The sequence below is a fragment of the bacterium genome, assembly GCA_017744355.1.
Classification (GTDB): Bacteria; Cyanobacteriota; Sericytochromatia; order S15B-MN24; family UBA4093; genus JAGIBK01.
In genome coordinates this window covers 236,193-255,366 of the sequence record JAGIBK010000005.1, presented here as the reverse complement: position 1 = coordinate 255,366, position 19,174 = coordinate 236,193, and the positions used below count along the sequence as shown (strand labels likewise).

Genomic DNA, 19,174 nt, shown 5'->3' with positions numbered 1-19,174 from the left:
AGTTTAGCCCTTCGCCTGGAGCTGCTTGGCCTTCTCGACCGCTTCCTCGATCGAGCCGACCATGTAGAAGGCCTGCTCGGGGAGGTCGTCGTGCTTGCCTTCGCAGACTTCCTTGAAGCTGCGGATGGTGTCCGCGAGCTTGACGTACTTGCCGGGGCTGCCGGTGAAGACTTCCGCGACGAAGAAGGGCTGCGAGAGGAAGCGCTGGAGACGGCGGGCACGGCCGACCGTGATCTTGTCCTCGGCCGAGAGCTCTTCCATACCCAGGATCGCGATGATGTCCTGCAGCTCCTTGTACTTCTGGAGGATGCGCTGGACTTCACGGGCGACGGCGTAGTGCTCTTCGCCGACGACGCCGGGATCGAGCGCGCGCGAGGTCGAGGCCAGGGGATCCACCGCGGGGTAGATGCCGATCTCGGTCAGGGCGCGGTTCAGGTTGGTGGTGGCGTCCAGGTGAAGGAACGCGGTGGCCGGAGCCGGGTCGGTGTAGTCGTCCGCGGGCACGTAGATCGCCTGGATCGAGGTGATCGAACCGTCCTTGGTCGACGCGATGCGCTCCTGGAGGCCGCCCATCTCGGTGGCGAGGGTGGGCTGGTAGCCGACCGCCGAGGGCATACGGCCCAGCAGCGCCGACACTTCCGAACCCGCCTGGGTGAAGCGGAAGATGTTGTCGATGAACAGCAGCACGTCCTGCTTCTGCTCGTCACGGAAGTACTCGGCCATGGTCAGCGCCGTCAGGCCGACGCGCATACGCGCACCGGGCGGCTCGTTCATCTGACCGTAGACCAGGCAGGTGTTCTTGATAACGCCCGAGTCGGTCATTTCGTGGTAGAGGTCGTTGCCCTCGCGGGTGCGCTCGCCCACGCCGCCGAACACCGACACGCCCGAGTGGAACTTGGCGATGTTGTTGATCAGCTCCTGGATGATGACCGTCTTGCCGACGCCGGCGCCGCCGAACAGACCGATCTTACCGCCCTTGAGGTAGGGGGCCAGCAGGTCGACGACCTTGATGCCGGTCTCGAGGACCTGGGGGGTCACTTCCATATCGACCAGCTTGGGGGCCGAGCGGTGGATGGACCACATGGGGGCGCCTTCGGGCGCGGGCTTCTCGTCGACGGGCTGGCCGAGGACGTTGAAGATGCGGCCCTTGGTCAGGTCACCGACGGGCACCGAGATGGGGGCGCCGGTGTCGAGGACCTTCATGCCGCGGGTCAGACCGTCGGTCGAGCTCATGGCGACCGCGCGGACGCGGTTGTCGCCGAGGTGCTGCTGGACCTCAGCGACGAGGCTGACCTTGACGCCCGAGTCCGTGGTGCCTTCGATGTTCAAGGCGTTGTAGATGGCAGGCAGGTGATCGGCGAAGAAGACGTCGATCACGGGCCCGATGACCTGGGTCACTTCGCCCAGGTTGCCTTTCGTTGCCGTAGCAGTCATGTGTGAATCTCTCTCCTTTATGCGTTCAACGCCTCGGCGCCGCCGACGACCTCGAGGATTTCCTGGGTGATCGCACCCTGACGCGCCTTGTTCAGGACGATCGTCAGCTGGTCGATCATCTCACCCGCATTCTTGGTGGCCGAGCTCATGGCGGCCATCTGGCTGGCCAGCTGAGACGTGGTGCTCTCCAAGAGGGACTGGAAGACCACGGTTTCGAGGTACTTGGGAATCAGTTCCTCGATCATGGCGCCAGCGGAAGGCTCGAAGATGTAGTCAGTCTGCTGAGACTTGACCGCGCCGGTTTCGGGCAGGGTCGCGGGCAGTAGGTCCAGGACCTCGGGGGTGTAGCGAAGCATGGAGTGGAACTGGGTGTAGACGAGCTCCACCTTGTCCACGGCTTCGTCCGTGTAGAGCTTGGCGATCTCCTCGCAGATGACCGTGGCCTCGGTGAAGGTCGGGATCTGGGGGAGGTTGGTGTAGCGCGACAGCACCTCGAAGTTGGAGTGCTTGAAGAAGCCGACGCCCTTGGTGCCGATGATGATCAGCTTGGGCTCGATCCCCTTCTCGCGCCACTCGCGCAGGCGGTTGACCGCCGCGCGCAGGACGTTGGAGTTGTAAGCGCCGGACAGGCCCTTGTCCGAGGTCACGACGACCACGGCGACGTTCTTGATCTCGCGGCGCTCGAGCAGCTTGGCCTCGATGTCGCCGGCGGGCACCTGAGCGGTGACCGCGGCGAACATGCCCTTGATGCCTTCGGCGTAGGGCCGGGCAGCGGTGACCCGGGCCTGGGCGCGGCGGACCTTGGCCGCCGCGACCATTTCCATGGCCTTGGTGATCTGCCGGGTGCTCGCGAAGCCCTTGATCCGCCGCCGGATTTCTTTTGCGTTAAGCGGCATGAGGGGTCCTTCCTACTTCTTGGCGGTGAAGAGGGTCGACTTGAAGGTCTTGACGGCCTCGTCGATCTGCTTCTTCTGGTCGTCGGAGAACTGACCCTTGGTGCTGACCTCGTCGAGCATCGCACCGAGGTTGTTCTTGGCGTAGGCCAGGAACTCGTTCTTGAAGCGGAGCACGTCCTTGACCTCGACGTCGTCGAGCATGCCCTGGGTGCCCATGTAGATGACCATGACCTGCTGGCCGACCGACAGGGGGCTGTACTGGGGCTGCTTCATGATCTCCATGAGGCGCTGACCGCGCGACAGCTGGGCCAGGGTGACCTTGTCCAGGTCCGAGGCGAACTGCGCGAACGCCGCCAGCTCACGGTACTGGGCGAGCTCGCCCTTGATCTTACCGGCGACCGACTTCATGGCCTTGGTCTGGGCCGAACCGCCGACGCGGCTGACCGAGATACCGACGTTGACCGCGGGGCGGAAGCCGGCGTTGAAGAGGTCGGACTCGAGGAAGATCTGGCCGTCGGTGATCGAGATGACGTTGGTCGGGATGTAGGCCGACACGTCGCCCGCCTGGGTCTCGATGATGGGGAGGGCGGTCATGGAACCGGCGCCCATCTCGTCGGACAGCTTCGCGCCGCGCTCGAGCAGACGGCTGTGGAGGTAGAACACGTCGCCGGGGTAGGCTTCGCGGCCGGGCGGACGACGGAGCAGCAGCGACATCTCGCGGTAGGCCCAGGCCTGCTTGGTGAGGTCGTCGTACACGATCAAGACGTGCTTGCCGTTGTACATGAACTCCTCGCCCATCGCAGCACCCGCGAAGGGGGCGATGAACTGCAGGGGGGCGACCTCTTCGGCGGTCGCGGCGACGACGATCGAGTAGCTCATGGCGTCGGCGTCTTCGAGCGCCTTGACGACGCGGGCCACGGTCGAGGCCTTCTGGCCGACCGCGACGTAGATGCAGACGACGTCCTTGCCCTTCTGGTTGATGATCGTGTCGAGGGCGATCGCGGTCTTACCGGTCTGACGGTCGCCGATGATCAGCTCGCGCTGGCCGCGGCCGACGGGGATCATCGCGTCGACGCCCATGATGCCGGTCTGCATCGGCTCGTGGACCGACTTACGGGCGATGATGCCGGGGGCCTGGCCTTCGACCGGACGGAACTTGTCGGTCTGGATGGGACCCTTGCCGTCGATCGGCATGCCGATGGCGTTGACGACGCGGCCCAAGAGGGCGTCACCGACGGGCACCGAAGCGATGCGGCCGGTGGCCTTGACGACGTCGCCTTCCTTGATCTTCTTGTAGTCGCCGAGAATAACGGCGCCCACGTTGTCTTCTTCGAGGTTGAAGACCATGCCCGTGACGTCGTTGCCGAAGTCGAGAAGCTCGCCGGCCATGGCCTTCTCGAGGCCGTGGATGCGGGCGATGCCGTCGCCCACTTCGAGGACGGTCCCGGTGTTGGTGACCGTCATCTCGGTCTGGTATTTCTCAATCTGCTGCCGCAGGACAGCGGTGATCTCATCGTGACGAATGCCAATCATGGCGTGCTCCTCTTTCGAACGCGTAAGCTTAGGCCAAGGTACGGGCCAGTGATTCCAGACGACCCTTCAGGCTGCTGTCGATGACCTGGTCACCGATGGAGACGACCAGCCCACCGATGATCTCGGGGTCGACGGCGACTTCCATCTCGATCTCGCGCGAGGTCGCCTTGGCGAGCTGCTGCTTGATCCCGGCCATCTCCTGCTCGTCCATGGGCAGGGCGCTGACGACGCGCACCTTGGTGCGCTTGCGATAGTCGTTGAACAGGGTGCGGAAGGCCTCGTGCAGAGCCGAGAGGGCCTCACCGCGCTTCTTGTCGAGCATCAGAAGCATGGTGTTGAAGACCATGGGGTCGACCTTGCCCGTGAAGAGCTGGGTGACGACCTGCTTCTTGTCCGAGGCTTCGACGATGGGGCTCGAGAGGAAGTTCACGAGCTCCTTGTTCTCGGAGAGAACCTGGGCGAGACCCGCAAGCTCCGCGTCGACCTTGTCGAGATTGCCCTGGGCCGAAGCGACCTGGAACAGGGCCTCGGCGTAACGCTGGGCTACAGCTTGATTGCGCATGAACCGTCTCCCACTTTCTCAATGAAGGTCGCCACCAGCTTGCGCTGGGTGTCGGCGTTCATGCTGCGACGCATCTCGGCCTCGGCGGCGGCGACGGCCTGGCGCATGATCTCCTGGCGGATGGCGAGCTGGGCGTTGGCCTTCTCGCGAGCGATCTCGCTCTCGGCATGCTGCTTGAGGCGCGCCGCGTCGGCCTCGGTGTTCTGGTGAATGTCGCTGGCGGCCTGGGTGGCCACCTGCTTGGCCTTGCTCACGATCTCGGCGAGCTCGGCGTCCACGTTGGCGAGGCGATCGCGGTAGCTCGCGAGCTCCTTGGCGGCCTCGGCCTGGGCGGTCTCGGCGGCCTCGAGGGCGAGGCGGTTCTCCTCGTGCTTGGCACGCAGGAGCTGGGAGACCTTGGGACCGCCGACCTTGTAGAGCAAGAAGACGATCAGCAGGAAGTTGACGACAGAAAAGATGATTTGCAGGATCACGCCTCGGCTCCTCCGCTGACGACGGCGGGCTCAGCGCCCACCTTGCGCGCGATCTGCGCGGCGAGTTGATTCACGTCGCCCGTCAGGCTCGAGAGGGCCTGATCGCGCTCGGTGCGGATCGCTTCACGGGCGCCGGCGATTTGCTGCTCGACTTCGCTCTTGACCGCGGCCATGCTGGCCTGACGCTTGCGCTCGGCCTCGTTGACGGCGGTCGAGACGGCTTCCTGAGCCTCGAGGCGAGCCGCCTTGAGACGGGCCTCGTAGTCTTCCTGCAGGTTCTGGATGGTCTTGAGGTCGTCCTTGGCCTGGGCGTGCTTGGAGGCGACGTAGGCGCGACGCTCCTCGAGGACCTTGGTGACCGGGCGGAAGAAGACGGCGTTCATGAGCCCGGCGAACACCAGAAACAATGCCATCTGGATCCACAGGGTCAGGTTGAACTCCAACATCGAGGATGACTCCTGTTCTGTGAGCTGGATAAAAGGGAAGCGTCGCCGGAGAGGGCATCAGCCCTCTCCGGCGAGGCGAGCTTACATCGAGGTCTTGGCGATCTCGAGGAGCTGGGTGGCCATCGGGGTCGCGATCTGGGTCACGAGCATGATCGAGATAACGAACGCGAACAGCGCGAGAACTTCGAGCAGGGCGAAGGTGATGAACATGGTGCCCTGGAGGCGGCCCTGGGCCTCGGGGTTACGGGCGATGCCTTCGATCGTCTTGCCGAAGAGGTTGCCTTCGCCGAGCGCGGGACCGAACATGCCGACGCCGATAGCGAAGCCGGCGCCGAGGGCAGCGAAGCCGCCGAGCGAAGCCATCGCGGTGACGGTCGTAGGATCAATAGCCATGGTGGGGGAATCTCCTTTCAGATTCGGAACGAGGTCGAGTGGTAGGATAACCGACTAGAACACTAGTACTAGTGATGCTCTTGGACGGCCCCGCCGATGTAGGAGGCGGAGAGGGTCGCAAAGATGAAGGCCTGGATGGCCCCGACGAACATCTCGAGGGGCAGCAGGGCGGCAGCGCCGACCAGCGCCATCCCGAGGAGCACCGTGCCCACGATGTGGCCGGCCAGGATGTTCGCGAACAGTCGCAGCGCGAGCGAAACGGGACGGGTGATGTCCTCGAGCATGCGCAGCGGGAACAGGATGAAGGGCTTGGCGAACCAGTGGTGACCCAGGAAGCCGCCGATGCCGTTCTTGGCGATGCCGGCCACCCAGTACATGGCGAGGCTCAACAGAGCCAGGGCCACGGTGGTGTTGAGGTCCGCGGTAGGGGCGTGGTAGACCAGGCCGTGGGGCGCGTTGATGTGGAGCGCCGCAGCCAGGCTGTTGCCGAGGCCCGAGAGCTGCCACGCCGCCCAGGGCAGCAGGGACAGCCAGTTGGCCACCAGGATGAAGATGAAGAGCGAGCCGATGTACCAGAGGTACTGGCTCGAGCCCTTGCCGACGAAGTCGTCGAGGATCTTCTGGATGAAGCCCAGGATCTGCTCGATGGCGCTCGCGCGCTTGACCTTGACGTCCGCCGGGCGCATGGCGACCGAGCGGCCCAGAAGCCCGAAGGCGATCAGGGCGATCGCCATGGCGAAGACGGTGGAGAGGACGGTGTCCGCGTGGACCACGCCGTAGGGAGTCTCCATCTTCCAGTGGTCGGGGATGATGCTCAGTTCGGCGGTGTGGCTGGTGCCGTGGCCCTCGGCGTGCGAGGCCGCAGCGCCGTGCTCGGCCGCGTGAGCGCCATGCTCGGCGCTCTCCGCTTCAGCCAGCAAGAATGCTTGTGACAAACCCGAGTCCTCCTCAGCAGGCTTCGCTCTTGAGCGTCCCCTGCGTGTGATTGACGATCATGGCCCAGTTGCGGCCGAGCACGATCGCCCCGAGACAAAGCCACCAGGCGCTTCCCCAGAGCAGGAAGGCGACCATGAAGGCCAAAAGACAAACCACCTGACGCCCGAGCACCGAGACCATGGTCATCAGGAGCCCGGGGCGCCGTTCGCGGCCGACCATCCGGTCCACCTGCACGCGCAGGAGCCAGAAATAGGCCGCGTTGGCCCAAAAGCCGAGCGCGGCCGAAAGTCCCCACTCGGGCGCGCGGACGATCCAGCCGACGAGGGCGGACGCCAGGCCCGCGAGAGCCATTTGAGCGGTCAGGGTCGTTTGCAAGCGCGAAAGCGTCATTTCCCGTCCTGCCGCATCAGGGCCACGTACAGCGCGTAGAGACCGGTCGCGAACCCGAGCACCGCGCCCGTGAGCAGACCCCAAGGGGCCACGCCAAGCCAACGGTCGACCAGATACCCGAGCGCGGTGCCCCCCAAGAGAGCACCGGCAAAGCCGTAAGCGGCCTCAATCCCCTTCAAATCGCCCCCCTCTCTTCCAGCTATCGAAGCCGGAGCGACTCGCCTTGCGGATCCGAGGTCAACTTGATCGAGATTTAACCCAGTTGTAACACGGATTGCGCCGCCCGACAAGGCGAACGGCGCACCTGATCCGAGGCGAGGATGGGGGCTTTGCCGCTAATAGCGGTTGCCGGCGAGGAGCTGGGGCGCCCGTGCCACCGTCAGCGACGCATCGGGGTTGTTCGGGGCTGCGGAGTCCTTGAAGAAGGCGATGGCTTCCAGCAGCTTGTGGGCTTGTGCGCGGAGATCGTCCGCCGACTGCGAGATCTGGCTGGTCGCGCTCGCGGCCTCCTGGGTGGAGCGGCTGATGTTCTCGACGGCCAGGAGCACCTGATCGCCGCCCTTGCGCTGCTCGACGGTCGCCGTGCTCACCTCCTGGGTCATGAGGTTCATGGCCGCGACGGCCGCGAGGATCTGCTGGGATGCCTTGGCCTGCTCACGGGTCGCCTGGTTGGTCTGCTGGGTCAGGGTGCTCATGTGCTCCACCGCCCCGGTGATCTGGCCGGCAGCGCTCGATTGCTCGCGGCTCGACTGGGCGATCTGGTCCATGAGCAGGCTGACCTGCGAAACCGAGTCCACGATCGAGCGCAGGGCCTCACCGGCGCTCCGGGCCAGCTGGGTGCCCGCCACGAGAGCCTCTTCGCCCTGACGGGTGGAGGCGACCGCATGGTTCGTCTCTTGCTGAACCGCCTTGATGAGGCTTGCGATCTCGCCGGTGGCCTTGGCCGAGCGCTCGGCGAGCTTGCGGACCTCGTCGGCCACGACCGCGAAGCCCCGGCCGTGTTCACCCGCCCGGGCTGCCTCGATCGCCGCGTTGAGCGCCAGGAGATTCGTCTGGTCGGCGATGTCGTCGATCACCGCGATGATCGCCCCGATCTCGGCCGAGCGCTTACCGAGCCCGTCGATGACCGTGACGACCTGGCGCATGGCGCCGTCGATGCGCCCCATGCCGTCGATGGTCTGCTCAACGGCCTTTGCACCGCCCTCGGCCACGGCTCCGGCGCGCTTGGTCGCGTCGTTGGCCTCCTCGACGTTGCCGGCCACCTGCTGGATGCTCTGGGCCATCTGCTCGATCGAGGCCGAGGTCTGGGTGACGACCGCCGACAGGGTGTCGGCGTTGCCGGCGACCTGTTGGATGCTCTGGCTCATCTCCTCGATGGAGGCCGAAGTGTCGGCCACGTTGCGGGCGAGCTCCTGGGCGTTGCCCGAGACCTGCTGGATGCTCGCGGCCATCTCCTCCATGGAGCTCGACGTTTGCTCGGCGGATGCGGCCTGGGCCTGGGCCGAGCGCGCGAGCTCCTCGGTCCCGGAGCCGATCTGTTCGCTGCCTGCCGCCACGCTGCCGGCGACCTGGCGCACTTCTCCGACGATCCGGCGAAGGCTCTCGGTCATCCGCTCGAAGGTCCGGGCCATGTCCCCCAGCTCGTCGTTGCTCGAAACGCGCACCCTGACCCCGAGATCGCCGCCCGCGATGGCCTCGGCCCCTTGCGAGATGGCGCCCAGGCTCCGGGTGATGCGGCGGGCGAGGAAGGCACCCAGAGCGAGCGAGGCGAAGACGAGCAGGATGTTGGCGGTGATGCTCAGGCCGAAGGCCCGCGAGTAGGTCTGCTTGGACTGCTCGGCCGCAGCCGCCCCGCCCTTGACGTTGACGGCGAGCAGTTCGTCCATGGTCGTCTTGATCTGAGCGTAGCGGGGGTTCACGCGCTGGTTGTAGTCCTGATAGGCCTCGTCAGCCCGCCCGGCGCGGCTCATGGCCAACAGCGAGGGGATCCCCTGCCAGTAGTCGCGGTAGGCATCCTTCATCTTCTCGAAGACCTTGCGCTCCGCCTCGGAGGTGATGGTGGGCGCGTAGCGGTCCATCTGCGCCTCGAGCTTCGAGCGGACCGTCTCGATCTCTTGCTCGTCGTTACGCTTGTCCGTGAGGCTGCGGTGGATCATGTTGCGCAAGACCAGGCGCTGCAAGTCCGAGGCGTAGGTGTCGATCTTGCCCACGGTGATCGACGCAGGAAGCCAGTTGTCCGCCATCTCGCGCGTCGCCCCGTTCAGGGCGTTCAGCTGCGAGATGGAGAAGCCCCCGACCAACAATGCGATGAACGAAACCGCCAGGAACCCACCGGTCAATTTCTTGCCAATCGTAAGCCGCATACACCCTCCGGTCGTGCCTGTTCATCGCGACCGATATCGGTCGCTGCGTTCCTTACGTCGCCGCATGATAGGCGGCGATCATGAAAAAACGATGAATGGCGCGGGGAGCGGGGCGACTTCGGGTGATTATTCGACCGTCACCGACGCGGTGGCGAAGAGGTAGCCCGACCAGGCGTAGATCCAGGCGACGCCGGGCGATGTGGCCGTGAAGGCACCCTCAGGGGTGAGGGTGCCGATGTCGCTCTCGGGCGAGCCAGGCAAGCTGAATTTCTCCGGGTCGAGGAGTTCCCAGCGCGTGATGGCGGGCGAGGAGACGGCCACCCCCTTGGTATCGAGGGCCGCCGCAGCGAAGGTCAGTTGCTGGCCCGGCTTGAGCTTCGCAGAGAACGGCGCGAGCGCCAAGGCGGAGAGGACCCGGAAGGTCCCGGCTTCGGCAGACGGGACCCCGTCGGCGAGAACCGAGAGGGGACCCGTGAGCGCCCCGGCCGGGACGCTCGCGACCAGGTTGCCGTCCGAATCGAGCGAGCCGCTACGCCTGGTCTGGCCGATGGCCAGCTGGTAGTAACCGCTCGCACCGAAGGCGCCGCGCACGACCACGGGCGCGCCGGGGCCGCCGTTGCTCGGGGAAAAGGACGAGACGAGCGGCTTGACGGCCGGTTTCAAGTCGAGCGTCACCACCGTGCGCTGGTTCGGGTACAGATCGACGCCCGCCACCATGTCGGAGGCGATGGGCACGTCCGCGGTGGCCTGCCCCGCCTGAAAAGCGGCGGCGAAGACCTGAAGACCCGTCACCGCGTCCATGAAAAAGCTCGAAGTGGCGACGAGGCTTTCGGTCCCCTCCTCGGGGCGCGGGATCAAGACGTCCTGCAAGACCTCGCCGTCCTTCTCGACCCGCAGCCAGATTGTCTCGGCGCTGAGGGGGATGACCTGGGTGGTGCGCAGGGGCCAGCGGACCGCCACTTCCATGGCGGCTCCGCGCCCCGGGGATGACGGCGAGGCCGCCGGCACGACGGTGCGACACCCGAGCAGGACGCTACACGCTGCGAGCGCGACGAGACTGCGCCGCATGAACCTTTCAATTCTCACTGGATCACCACTCCCAACTCGCTGGTCGCGCGGACTTCGACGGCCACGTCCTTGTAGACGCTGGGGTCGTCCACCGATTGGCAGCGCACCATGTAGAGCCCGGGCCGGGTCAGGTGCGTGGTCGCAATCCGGCCCGAGGCTTCCACGCTCAGCTGCCCCACCGAGCGATCGAGCCATTGAACGGGCGCCAGGAAGCGATCGCCCCGCACGGCGAAGCCCGTCAGTCGGCACTCGGTCTCGAAACCGAGACCCATCTCCTCGGCCACGGGCCGCGGGAACAGGACGACGTGCATGGCCGAGACTTCGAGCGCGGTGATGGCGACCTCAGGCTTGGCCGTGGGCTTGGAAGTTGGCGACGGCTGCGGGCTTGCGGGCCTCGGCGACGGGGTCGCACTGGGCGTCGCGCTCGGACTCGCCGCGTGCGAATCCTGGATGCCGCCCTCGATCCCGCCGTTCTGCGCGCCTTGCCCGCCACCGGGCGCACCCCCCAGCAGCGGCAGATCGGACTCCTCGTCCAGGGTGCACCCCCCGAAGAGCGGCAGCAGGGTCACGGCCAACACCGCGATGGTTCTAGGAAAGCGCCGCATCACTGCACCTTCCGGATGCGGTGGTTGCTGGTGTCCGCGATGTGGAGGATCGTCCCCGCGCCGTTGACGAAGAGGCCGTACGGACTGCTCAGACGAGCCTCGGAGGCCGCGCCTGCATCCCCCGCGAAGCCGCTCGTCCCGCCGACGATGGTCGAGATGGTCCCCGAGGTATCGACCTTCCGAACGGAACTGCTCGTCGAAACGTACAGGTTCCCCGCGGTATCCAGGACGATGGCCCGAGGGCTCGAAAGAGAGGCGGCGATCGCCATCGCTCCGTCACCGCTGGTGCCGCCGCCCGCCACGGTGGTGATGGTGCCGCCAGGGGTCACCTTCCGGATCCGGCTGTTGCTGGTATCCGCGATGAACACGTTCCCGGCGGCATCCACCGCGACGTCGTAGGGGTTGTTGAGCTGGGCGCTGACCGCCGGGCCATCATCCCCCGAGTAGCCGGCCCCACCCGTCCCCGCCAGGGTGGAGATCTTCCCCGTGCTCTTGGTCACCTTGCGGATACGGTGGTTGCCGGTGTCCGCGATGTAGATGTTCCCAGAGGAGTCCACCGCGATGCCTCGCGGGCTCTTGAGCGACGTGGCGGTCGCCGCGAGGCCATCGCCGGTATAGGCGGCATTGCCGTCGCCCGCCACGGTGGTCATGATACCCGTGGCCTTGGTCACCATTCGGATGCGGTGGTTGCCGGAGTCCGCGATGTACACGTTCCCGCTGCCGTCCAGGGTGATCCCCTGGGGGCTGCTGAGCTGGGCGGCGGATGCGGCCCCACCGTCACCAGCGTAGCCGCTGGTGGTCACGTAGTTGGCGTTGTAAACGCCGCCAGCGTAGGTGGTGATGGTGCCCGAGGTGTTCACCATCCGGACGCGGTGGTTACTCGTATCGGCGATGTAGACGTTGTTGGAGGAGTCGACCGCGACCCCCTGAGGGCTGGCCAGCTGGGCGGTGAGCGCCGTCCCGGCATCCCCCGAGAAAGAGCTCGTGGTGATGCCCGCCAGCGTGGTGATAACGCCCGTGGCCTTGGTGACCTTGCGGATGCGGCAGCTGTCGGTGTCCGCGATGTACACGTTCCCGGTGCTGTCGATCGCAACGCCCCCCGCATAATTGATCCGGGCGCTGGTCGCCGCGCCTCCGTCACCGGAATACCCCGGCGAGCCGTTGCCTGCGATGGTCGAGATGATCCCCGAGGTGTTCACCAGGCGGATCCGGTGACTGCCATTGCTGTCCGCGATGTAAACGTTGCCCGTGGTGTCCGCCGTAATGTCATAGACGTAGTAAAGCGTGCTGCTGGCCGCCGCCCCGCCATCGCTCGAGGCGCCGGGAGAGCCGGTGCCCGCGAAGGTGGAGATGATGCCGCCAGAGGTCACCTTCCGGATGCGCCAATTACCGTAGTCCGCGAGGTAGACGTTCTTGGCGCCGTCCACCGCGACCCCGTAGATGCTGCCGATCTGGGCGGCGGTGGCCGATCCGCCGTCACCCGAGGAGCCGGAGCTGCCGTTTCCGGCGATGGTCGAGATGATCCCACCGGGGGTCACCTTCCGGATGCGGTAGTTGGAGGTGTCCGCGATGTACAGGTTGTTGGAGGAATCGATCGCGATGCGGCGCGGATTGTTGAGCGACGTCGTGACGGCGGCCCCGCCATCCCCCGTGTAGCCCGCGCTGCCGTTCCCGGCGACGGTGGTGATGATCCCACCGGGAGTCACCTTCCGGATGCGGTGGTTGGAATAGTCGGCGATGTACAGGTTCCCGGCGCTATCCACCGCACCGCCCTGAGGGCTGTTGAGCTGCGCGCTGGTCGCCGGCCCGTCGTCTCCCGAGAAACCGGCCGTGTCCGTTCCCGCCACGTGGGTGATCACGCCGTTCGTCGCGATCTTGTAGACCTTGCTGCCGTGATTCGTGTAGAGGTTCCCCGCCGCGTCGGAAGCGACCCACCCGGCGGTGATGCCCCAGTTGGTGGCGGCACGTCCGGCAGGCGGCAGGGTGGTGCCCGCGAGGGTCTGGATCGTCGCGCTGCCCTTCAGGCCCGAGGCGACCACGAAGTTCTGGGGGCTCGTCGTCCCGACCTCGCCGGCGACCGTGACGGTCACGGGCCCGGTCGTGACGGCAGCCGGCACCGTCACGCCGATGACCGTCGGGCTCGCGGTGGCGATCGTGGCGAGCTTGCCGTTGAAGCTGACGACGTTGCCCGCGAGCGCTGGGCTGAAACCCGACCCCGTGAGGGTGACGCTCGTGCCTGACACGCCGGAGAGCGGCACCATGCTGGAGATGACCACCGGCACCCTGAAGGAGCCGGGACTCAGGCTGACACCCGATACCGTCACGACGACCGGTCCGCTCAGGGCCCCGGTCGGCACCGTGGCCGTGATACTCGTGTGAGTCACCTGGGTGATGGTGGCGCTCACGCCGTCGAAGGTGACGGTGTTGTTGAAGGGAATCGAGGCGTCGAAGCCCGAGCCCGTGAAGGTGACGCTGGTGCCGGGGCTGCCCGAGATCGGCGCGTACCCGCTCACCACGAGCTGGACGTTGAAGATGGGGCCGAGCGCGATCAGCTCGCCCACCTGGAGCGTCGTCTGGCCCGAGGTCGCCCCCAGCGGCACCTCGACCCTGAGGGTGCCGTCCGAGACCGACTGGGCGTTCGCGGGGGCGCCGTTGAAGCGCAGGACGTTGTTGGCGGGGGTGGGATCGAAGCCCTTACCGTTCACGGTGACGAGGGTGCCGACCGTGGCGGAGGTCGGGCTCATGCCAGTGATGGCGAGCGACGGCGCCACTTCGACCCACGCGCCGGTCGAGAGGTTGAGCCCCACCTTCGAAACCGGGTCCCGATCGGCGAGCAGGCCCTGCTCGACGAGGGCGAGGATGGCGTCGAGATCCGCCTGCGAGAGGTTGGTGACCGGCTCGTAGGTCGCGCCGCTCAGCTTCCCGAGCAGGGCGTCGAAGTCCACGGGACGGTCGGTGCCCAGGCGGAGCGCGGCGCCGATCGCGATCGCCGTGGTGTGCGGCGTCACGCCGACTTTGCCCACGGTCAAGGAGGTCCAGTCCCCTTGGCGGTACTTGACGATGGTGCGGATTCTCGCCGTGTTGCTGCCGGGTCGGTTGCTGTTGAGACCCTTGATCGCCTCCACGTAGTACGCCACGGCGGGATCGGGCCGGAAGGTCCTCGGGAAGACCAATGAGAACTGGCCGTTCGCGCTCGTCACGGCGGCGGCCACCGTGACGTTGGTGGTCGTATCAATCAGCGAGACCGTCGCGGCCTTGGCAACGTCTTTCAGGTCGGCCTGAGCCGCTCTCGGCTCGAACGAGACGCGGCCTTCCAGGGGCCGCAACTGCTCCGCTTGCGCCTCGGGCGGCTTCGCGGTCGGCGAGGTGGCCATCCCGAACGGATAGCGGCAGCCGATGAGGAGCACCAGCATCAGGAGAAGGGGAAGCCCCTTCCGGAAGCTCAAGCGCGACATCCTTGTCACCTTTCTCGGAGCGATCGCAAGAAATCGAGTGGCGAGGGGCCATGGCAAAGCGGGCATCGCAAAGGCGAACCGCAAGTCTCTGCTGGAGTTGAGGCCCCCAAGAAAGCTAGAGTGCGTGCACGGCCATCATTCACCACATACGGTATGCCACAATCTTGAGGGTCAAACCTCAACACTTACTGACAAATTGAACAAAGACGCATCATTCAGCCTTCGTCGACCCTTATGTGTTACGAACGCGCCAGAAGCGGGAATTCCATGGACAGGAGGACCCCTGCATGGACGCCTTCCATTCTTCGGCCAAGAAACCGGGCAGCGCTCCCTTCGGGGGGCCGGGTTACTCGGACCAGTTCGTACGTAGCGCCACCCAGCCCCTGACGAGCAAGGGCACTCGCCCGCTCGCAGCGGGTCCCGAGTCGGTGGCGCAGCAGATCACGGACGCCGAGCAGCAGCTCGCCATGTGCCGCACGATCCTCGAGCAGTTCGAGCCGCGGATCGGCATCCTCAAGAGCGCCGTGGAGCACCTCAAGAAGCCCGCCGCGCCGCCACCTCCCAAGAAGCTGGGCTTCGGCGCCAAGAAGCCCGCCCCTCCCGCGCGACAGGCGGCAGGCGATCGCGCCATGATCGAGAATCTCGCCCAGCGCCTCGGAGCCAAGCCCGATCTCTTGCGCCGCTCCGAGATCGCCCTGCACCAGTTCGACGATGCCCTGAGCACCCTGACCCTCGCCGAGACCAAGCTCGCCGGGTTAACAGGGCTCGACCCCTATGCGGCGGGCTACGCGCTGGACGGGCTTGGGCTGAGCAAGCTCCAGGGCAAGGTCTACCCCATCTGCAACTTCTACGAGGTCTTCAAGGACGACGAGATGCTGTGGCGGCTCTTCCCGCCGCCCCAGCAGACCTCGGTGCCGCGCGGCACCGGCCGCCTCTCGCTGGGCGGCTAAGCCTCCGTTCCCCCTGCCCCCTGCTGGGGCGGGGGGATTTCTTCGCTCGGAGCCTCCAGCTGCGCCTGCACGTCGGCAGGCGGGGCCATGCTCGGAATCTCGGTGAGCACCGGCTGCTGGGCCTGGGGCCGACGGCGCCCCTTGTACAAGAGCGCGATGATCTTGGCGACCGCCTGGAACAGCTCGGGCGGGATCGGCTGCTCGACCTCGACCTGGGCGTAGAGCATGCGCGCCAGGGGCGGGTCTTCCACGATCAGGATGAAGTTCTCCTCGGCGATCCGGCGGATCTCGAGGGCGTAGGCGTTCTTGCCCTTGGCGAGCACCATGGGGGCCTTCTGGCCCTTCTTCGGCTTGTACTCGATGGCCACCGCGTAGTGGGTGGGGTTGGTGATCACCACGTCCGCCTCGGAGACCGAGCCGCGCCCGGCGTTCATGGCCATCTCCATCTGCTTCTGGCGGATGCGGCCCTTCACGTGGGGGTCGCCTTCCAGCTTCTTGTACTCGTCCTTCTGCTCCTGCTTGGACATCTTGAGCGACTTCTCGTACTGCCACTTCTGCAGGCCGTAGTCCAGGATCATCAAGGCGATCATGGCGAGGGCGACCTTCTGGAAGATGGCCAGGACCAAGGAGCCCAGCAAGGCCATGGAGGCGGGGACCGCCATCCCGGAGGTCAGGAGGATCTGGCCCAGGGCGTCCTTGACGATGCCGTAGGTCATCCACCCGATGATGATGATCTTGAGGATGCTCTTGACCAGCTCGATGACCTTCTTCATCGAGAACATGTTCTTGACCCCCTTGATGGGGTTGATCTTCTTGAAGCCCTCGGTGGGGTTGAGGGGCTTGAGGGTCAGGAGCACGCCCACTTGAAGAAGGTTGCCGATCCAGGTGAGGAAGAAGGCGATCGCGACCAGCGGCGCGCTGCAGAGGATGATGATGAGGCAGGCCTTGAGCAGGATGCCCAGGACCCCCTTGAGGTCGTAGTCGGTGAAGAGGTAGAGCTGCTCGTAGGTCTCGACGAAGAAACCGTAGAGATACTTGAAGGCGTTCTGGCCGGCGAAGTTGATGCTGTAGGCGAGGCCGAAGAGGAGGATGCCGACGATCACGTCCTGACTCTTGAGGACGTTACCCGATTTTCGCGCTTCCTGGCGTTTATGGTCTGTGGCTGATTCTGTTTTTTCGTCCGACACTCAGCCTCACCCCCTTTCCTCGGCGCATCCTGGCGTGACCCAAAGCAGCGCCCGCGGCTGGTCACGCGATCGCGTGACCCAAAGCACGGAACTTTCGGCACGCCGGTTTTACTATACCCCACACACCCCCAAGGCCGCGTCAACCCAATAGGGGAGCGGCCGCGGGTCCCCGCGATCGTCGCCACGGCCCGATCCAGCGCTTCGCCCTCGGCGAAGGCCGTTTCGCTGTGCGCGCGGAGGCCCCCGCCCGGAGAACCATCGCCATGCACCAGCACGTCTCGGAGTTCATCGACTTCCTATCAGTCGAACGGGGTCTCTCGGAGCACACCCTGTCGGCCTACCACAACGATCTCCGCCAGTACATGGACTTCCTCAAGGCGCACGGCATCGACGGCTGGAGCCAGACCACCCGCATGACCATCACGGGCTTCACCAAGGAGCTGCGCGAGCGCGGGCTCGCTTCGAGCTCCATCGCCCGCAAGATCGCCGCTCTCAAGAGCTTCTACCAATTCCTGGTCCGCGAGCATTTGATCGAGCGCGACCCGAGCATCGAGGTCGAGCGCCCCAAGACCGCGCGCTACCTGCCCAAGGTCCTCAACCAGAGCGAGATCACCCGCCTGGTCGAGCACCCCACCGACCTGCGCGATCGCGCCATCCTCGAGCTGCTGTACGCCGGCGGCCTGCGCGTCAGCGAGCTGACCCGGGTCAACGTGCAGGACGTGAACCTGACGACCGGCTACGTCCGCTGCTTCGGCAAGGGCTCCAAGGAGCGCCTGGTGCCCATCAACCAGGCCGCCATCAAGGCGCTCGGCGCCTACATGGAGGACGTGCGGCCCAAGCTCAAGGGCCGCAGCCCGGAGCGCGCCCTGTTCCTCAACTACGCCGGTCGCCGCCTGACGCGCCAGGGCATCTGGAAGGTCGTCAAGGAAGCCGCCCAGGGCGCCGGGATCACCAAGGAGATCACCCCGCACACCCTGCGTCACTCCTTTGCGACCCACCTGATCGAGAACGGGGCGGACCTGCGCTCGGTGCAGGAGATGCTCGGCCACGCCGACATCTCGACCACCCAGCTCTACACCCACATCTCCAAGCGCCGCATGAAGGAAGTCTACAACGCCGCCCACCGGCGGGTTTCGGCCAACTGAGCGCACTGCAAGCAAACGAAGAGGCCCGCCGATCGTCGGCGGGCCTCTTCGTTTGAAGACCTGAGAAGGCTAGAGGGTTTTCAGCCACATGTCGTTGACGAGCCCCGACTTGCCGTTGCGCTCGAAGGAGCCCTCGGTGGTGATGCTGTTGCCCGCCGCGTCCTTCTTGTCGACGGCCTTGCCCCCGAGGCTCATCTTGGTGATGCCGAGCTCGGAAGGCTTCATGTGCTGGTTGGTGCCGTCACCGTTGGAGACCAGCATGGTGAGGCCCTTGCTTTCGAGGGTCTTGATGTCGCTGGCGTCGAGGTAGCCCTTGCTGATGTCGATGCCCGCGTACTGAGCCTCGGCCTTGAGGGTCTCGTAAGCGTCCTTGTGCTTGACGCCCTTCGAGTCGGTGGTGGCGATGGGGGTGTCGCCCATGGCGAGCACGCCGTCGCCCTTCTCGGCCCACTTGGTGGCGGTGGAACCGTCCACGTTGATGCCCCGCTGGTCCACCGTCGCGTCGGTGTCCCCGTCCTCGTTGAGGTCGAACACCAAAGGGTCGCAGAGCTCCTTGCCGTTCGCCTTGGCCTCGCCGACGACCATATCCCAGGCCTCGAGGAGGGCCGCCTTGCTGACGGTCTCGTTGCCGTTGGCGTACTCGTTGCTGTGGATGGCCGCCGCCTGGAGGCCCCAGCCGCGATTGGCTTCGTTGTTGGCGAAGTTCATGAAGGCGTTGTGGTCGCCGAGGTTGATGGTCGGACCGTCGTACTTGCCCGTCGCCATCAGCTCCTTGGCAAGCTCCATGGCCTTGGCGCCCGCCTGGCTCCAGGTGTTGATGGGCTGCCCGTCGACACCGGTGCTGAGCTGGGCCTTGGCGCTCGCTCCCTTGGCGGTGATCGGCGAGGTATCGACCTCGCCCTTGAGCGCAGCATCACGCTTACGGTAGATCTGGGCGAGCAGCTCCGGGTCGAGGCCCTTCAGGAGATCCTTCGGCAGCAGATCATCGTTGCCGCCCGCCGCCTTCCCGAATTCGCGGAAGCCCCCCAGGTCGAGCTCGCTCGCCTCGCCACCCGGCTTGAACTCCTGGACGTCCTGAGTGGCGCCGGAGCGGTCCTCGATGGTGTCGGCGGTAATGGCCTCGATGGGCTTGGCAACGGGCTCCATCTCCTCGGTCTTGCGACCGATGACCGCCTCCGCGATGATGGCGGTGATGCCGCCCGAGGTGATGCTCGTGTTGCTCATGCCCTTGCCCCTTTCTGCCGCGCGCGCGTACCAGCGGGATTTTGGTCACCTCAAGCGAGGGAGCCTTTCAAATCCTTGCATACCCCATGAATCGAAAAGCCTACCGAGTCGCGA

Annotated in this window: 18 protein-coding genes; 2 read left to right on the top strand and 16 right to left on the bottom strand. The window is 65.9% G+C overall.

Annotation, left to right across the window (positions count from 1 at the left end; all coding sequences use genetic code 11):
• Positions 1-3: 3 nt before the first annotated feature.
• The 14 genes from atpD to J7643_14070 form a co-directional block, all read right to left on the bottom strand.
• Positions 4-1,434, bottom strand: coding sequence for a F0F1 ATP synthase subunit beta (gene atpD / locus J7643_14135; protein ID MBO9541724.1), 1,431 nt, complete (start codon positions 1,432-1,434; stop codon positions 4-6).
• Between the two features lie 17 nt (positions 1,435-1,451).
• Positions 1,452-2,330, bottom strand: coding sequence for an ATP synthase F1 subunit gamma (atpG, locus tag J7643_14130; protein ID MBO9541723.1), 879 nt, complete (start codon positions 2,328-2,330; stop codon positions 1,452-1,454).
• Between the two features lie 12 nt (positions 2,331-2,342).
• Complete coding sequence (locus J7643_14125) at positions 2,343-3,860, bottom strand: F0F1 ATP synthase subunit alpha (GenBank protein MBO9541722.1); 1,518 nt, start codon at positions 3,858-3,860, stop codon at positions 2,343-2,345.
• A 31-nt stretch (positions 3,861-3,891) separates the two neighbouring features.
• Positions 3,892-4,425, bottom strand: a complete 534-nt coding sequence (locus J7643_14120) for a F0F1 ATP synthase subunit delta (GenBank protein MBO9541721.1) — start codon at positions 4,423-4,425, stop codon at positions 3,892-3,894.
• The gene (locus J7643_14115; GenBank protein ID MBO9541720.1) at positions 4,407-4,898 is read right to left on the bottom strand and encodes an ATP synthase F0 subunit B; all 492 of its coding nucleotides are present in this window, start codon (positions 4,896-4,898) and stop codon (positions 4,407-4,409) included. The genes J7643_14120 and J7643_14115 overlap by 19 nt, the downstream gene beginning before the upstream one ends.
• On the bottom strand, positions 4,895-5,344 hold the full coding sequence (locus J7643_14110; protein ID MBO9541719.1) for a hypothetical protein: 450 nt from the start codon (positions 5,342-5,344) through the stop codon (positions 4,895-4,897). Before J7643_14110 ends, J7643_14115 begins: the two co-directional genes overlap by 4 nt.
• Before the next feature lie 81 nt (positions 5,345-5,425).
• On the bottom strand, positions 5,426-5,707 hold the full coding sequence (atpE, locus tag J7643_14105; GenBank protein ID MBO9541718.1) for an ATP synthase F0 subunit C: 282 nt from the start codon (positions 5,705-5,707) through the stop codon (positions 5,426-5,428).
• 98 nt (positions 5,708-5,805) lie between these two features.
• Positions 5,806-6,672 (bottom strand): F0F1 ATP synthase subunit A, encoded by an 867-nt coding sequence (gene atpB / locus J7643_14100; protein MBO9541717.1) that lies wholly within the window; start codon positions 6,670-6,672, stop codon positions 5,806-5,808.
• Positions 6,673-6,685: 13 nt separating this feature from the next.
• A complete protein-coding gene (locus J7643_14095; protein MBO9541716.1) occupies positions 6,686-7,063 on the bottom strand; it encodes a hypothetical protein in 378 nt (125 codons plus the stop codon).
• Positions 7,060-7,242, bottom strand: coding sequence for an AtpZ/AtpI family protein (locus J7643_14090; protein ID MBO9541715.1), 183 nt, complete (start codon positions 7,240-7,242; stop codon positions 7,060-7,062). Before J7643_14090 ends, J7643_14095 begins: the two co-directional genes overlap by 4 nt.
• 156 nt (positions 7,243-7,398) lie before the next feature.
• Positions 7,399-9,426, bottom strand: a complete 2,028-nt coding sequence (locus tag J7643_14085; protein MBO9541714.1) for an MCP four helix bundle domain-containing protein — start codon at positions 9,424-9,426, stop codon at positions 7,399-7,401.
• 126 nt (positions 9,427-9,552) lie between these two features.
• On the bottom strand, positions 9,553-10,494 hold the full coding sequence (locus J7643_14080; protein ID MBO9541713.1) for a hypothetical protein: 942 nt from the start codon (positions 10,492-10,494) through the stop codon (positions 9,553-9,555).
• Between the two features lie 14 nt (positions 10,495-10,508).
• Positions 10,509-11,099 (bottom strand): hypothetical protein, encoded by a 591-nt coding sequence (locus tag J7643_14075; protein ID MBO9541712.1) that lies wholly within the window; start codon positions 11,097-11,099, stop codon positions 10,509-10,511.
• The gene (locus J7643_14070) at positions 11,099-14,545 is read right to left on the bottom strand and encodes an SBBP repeat-containing protein (GenBank protein ID MBO9541711.1); all 3,447 of its coding nucleotides are present in this window, start codon (positions 14,543-14,545) and stop codon (positions 11,099-11,101) included. Before J7643_14070 ends, J7643_14075 begins: the two co-directional genes overlap by 1 nt.
• A 296-nt stretch (positions 14,546-14,841) precedes the next feature.
• Between J7643_14070 and J7643_14065 the strand changes: the two genes are divergently transcribed.
• Positions 14,842-15,504: a hypothetical protein gene (locus tag J7643_14065; GenBank protein ID MBO9541710.1), complete on the top strand. Its 663-nt coding sequence runs from the start codon at positions 14,842-14,844 to the stop codon at positions 15,502-15,504.
• On the opposite strand, the gene flhB is transcribed toward J7643_14065, so the two are convergent.
• Positions 15,501-16,691: a flagellar biosynthesis protein FlhB gene (gene flhB / locus J7643_14060; protein ID MBO9541709.1), complete on the bottom strand. Its 1,191-nt coding sequence runs from the start codon at positions 16,689-16,691 to the stop codon at positions 15,501-15,503. The two genes, J7643_14065 and flhB, sit on opposite strands and share 4 nt — an antisense overlap.
• A gap of 263 nt (positions 16,692-16,954) precedes the next feature.
• Between flhB and xerD the strand changes: the two genes are divergently transcribed.
• The gene (gene xerD, locus J7643_14055; protein MBO9541708.1) at positions 16,955-17,836 is read left to right on the top strand and encodes a site-specific tyrosine recombinase XerD; all 882 of its coding nucleotides are present in this window, start codon (positions 16,955-16,957) and stop codon (positions 17,834-17,836) included.
• Between the two features lie 69 nt (positions 17,837-17,905).
• On the opposite strand, the gene J7643_14050 is transcribed toward xerD, so the two are convergent.
• The gene (locus J7643_14050) at positions 17,906-19,060 is read right to left on the bottom strand and encodes a hypothetical protein (protein ID MBO9541707.1); all 1,155 of its coding nucleotides are present in this window, start codon (positions 19,058-19,060) and stop codon (positions 17,906-17,908) included.
• Positions 19,061-19,174: the final 114 nt, after the last annotated feature.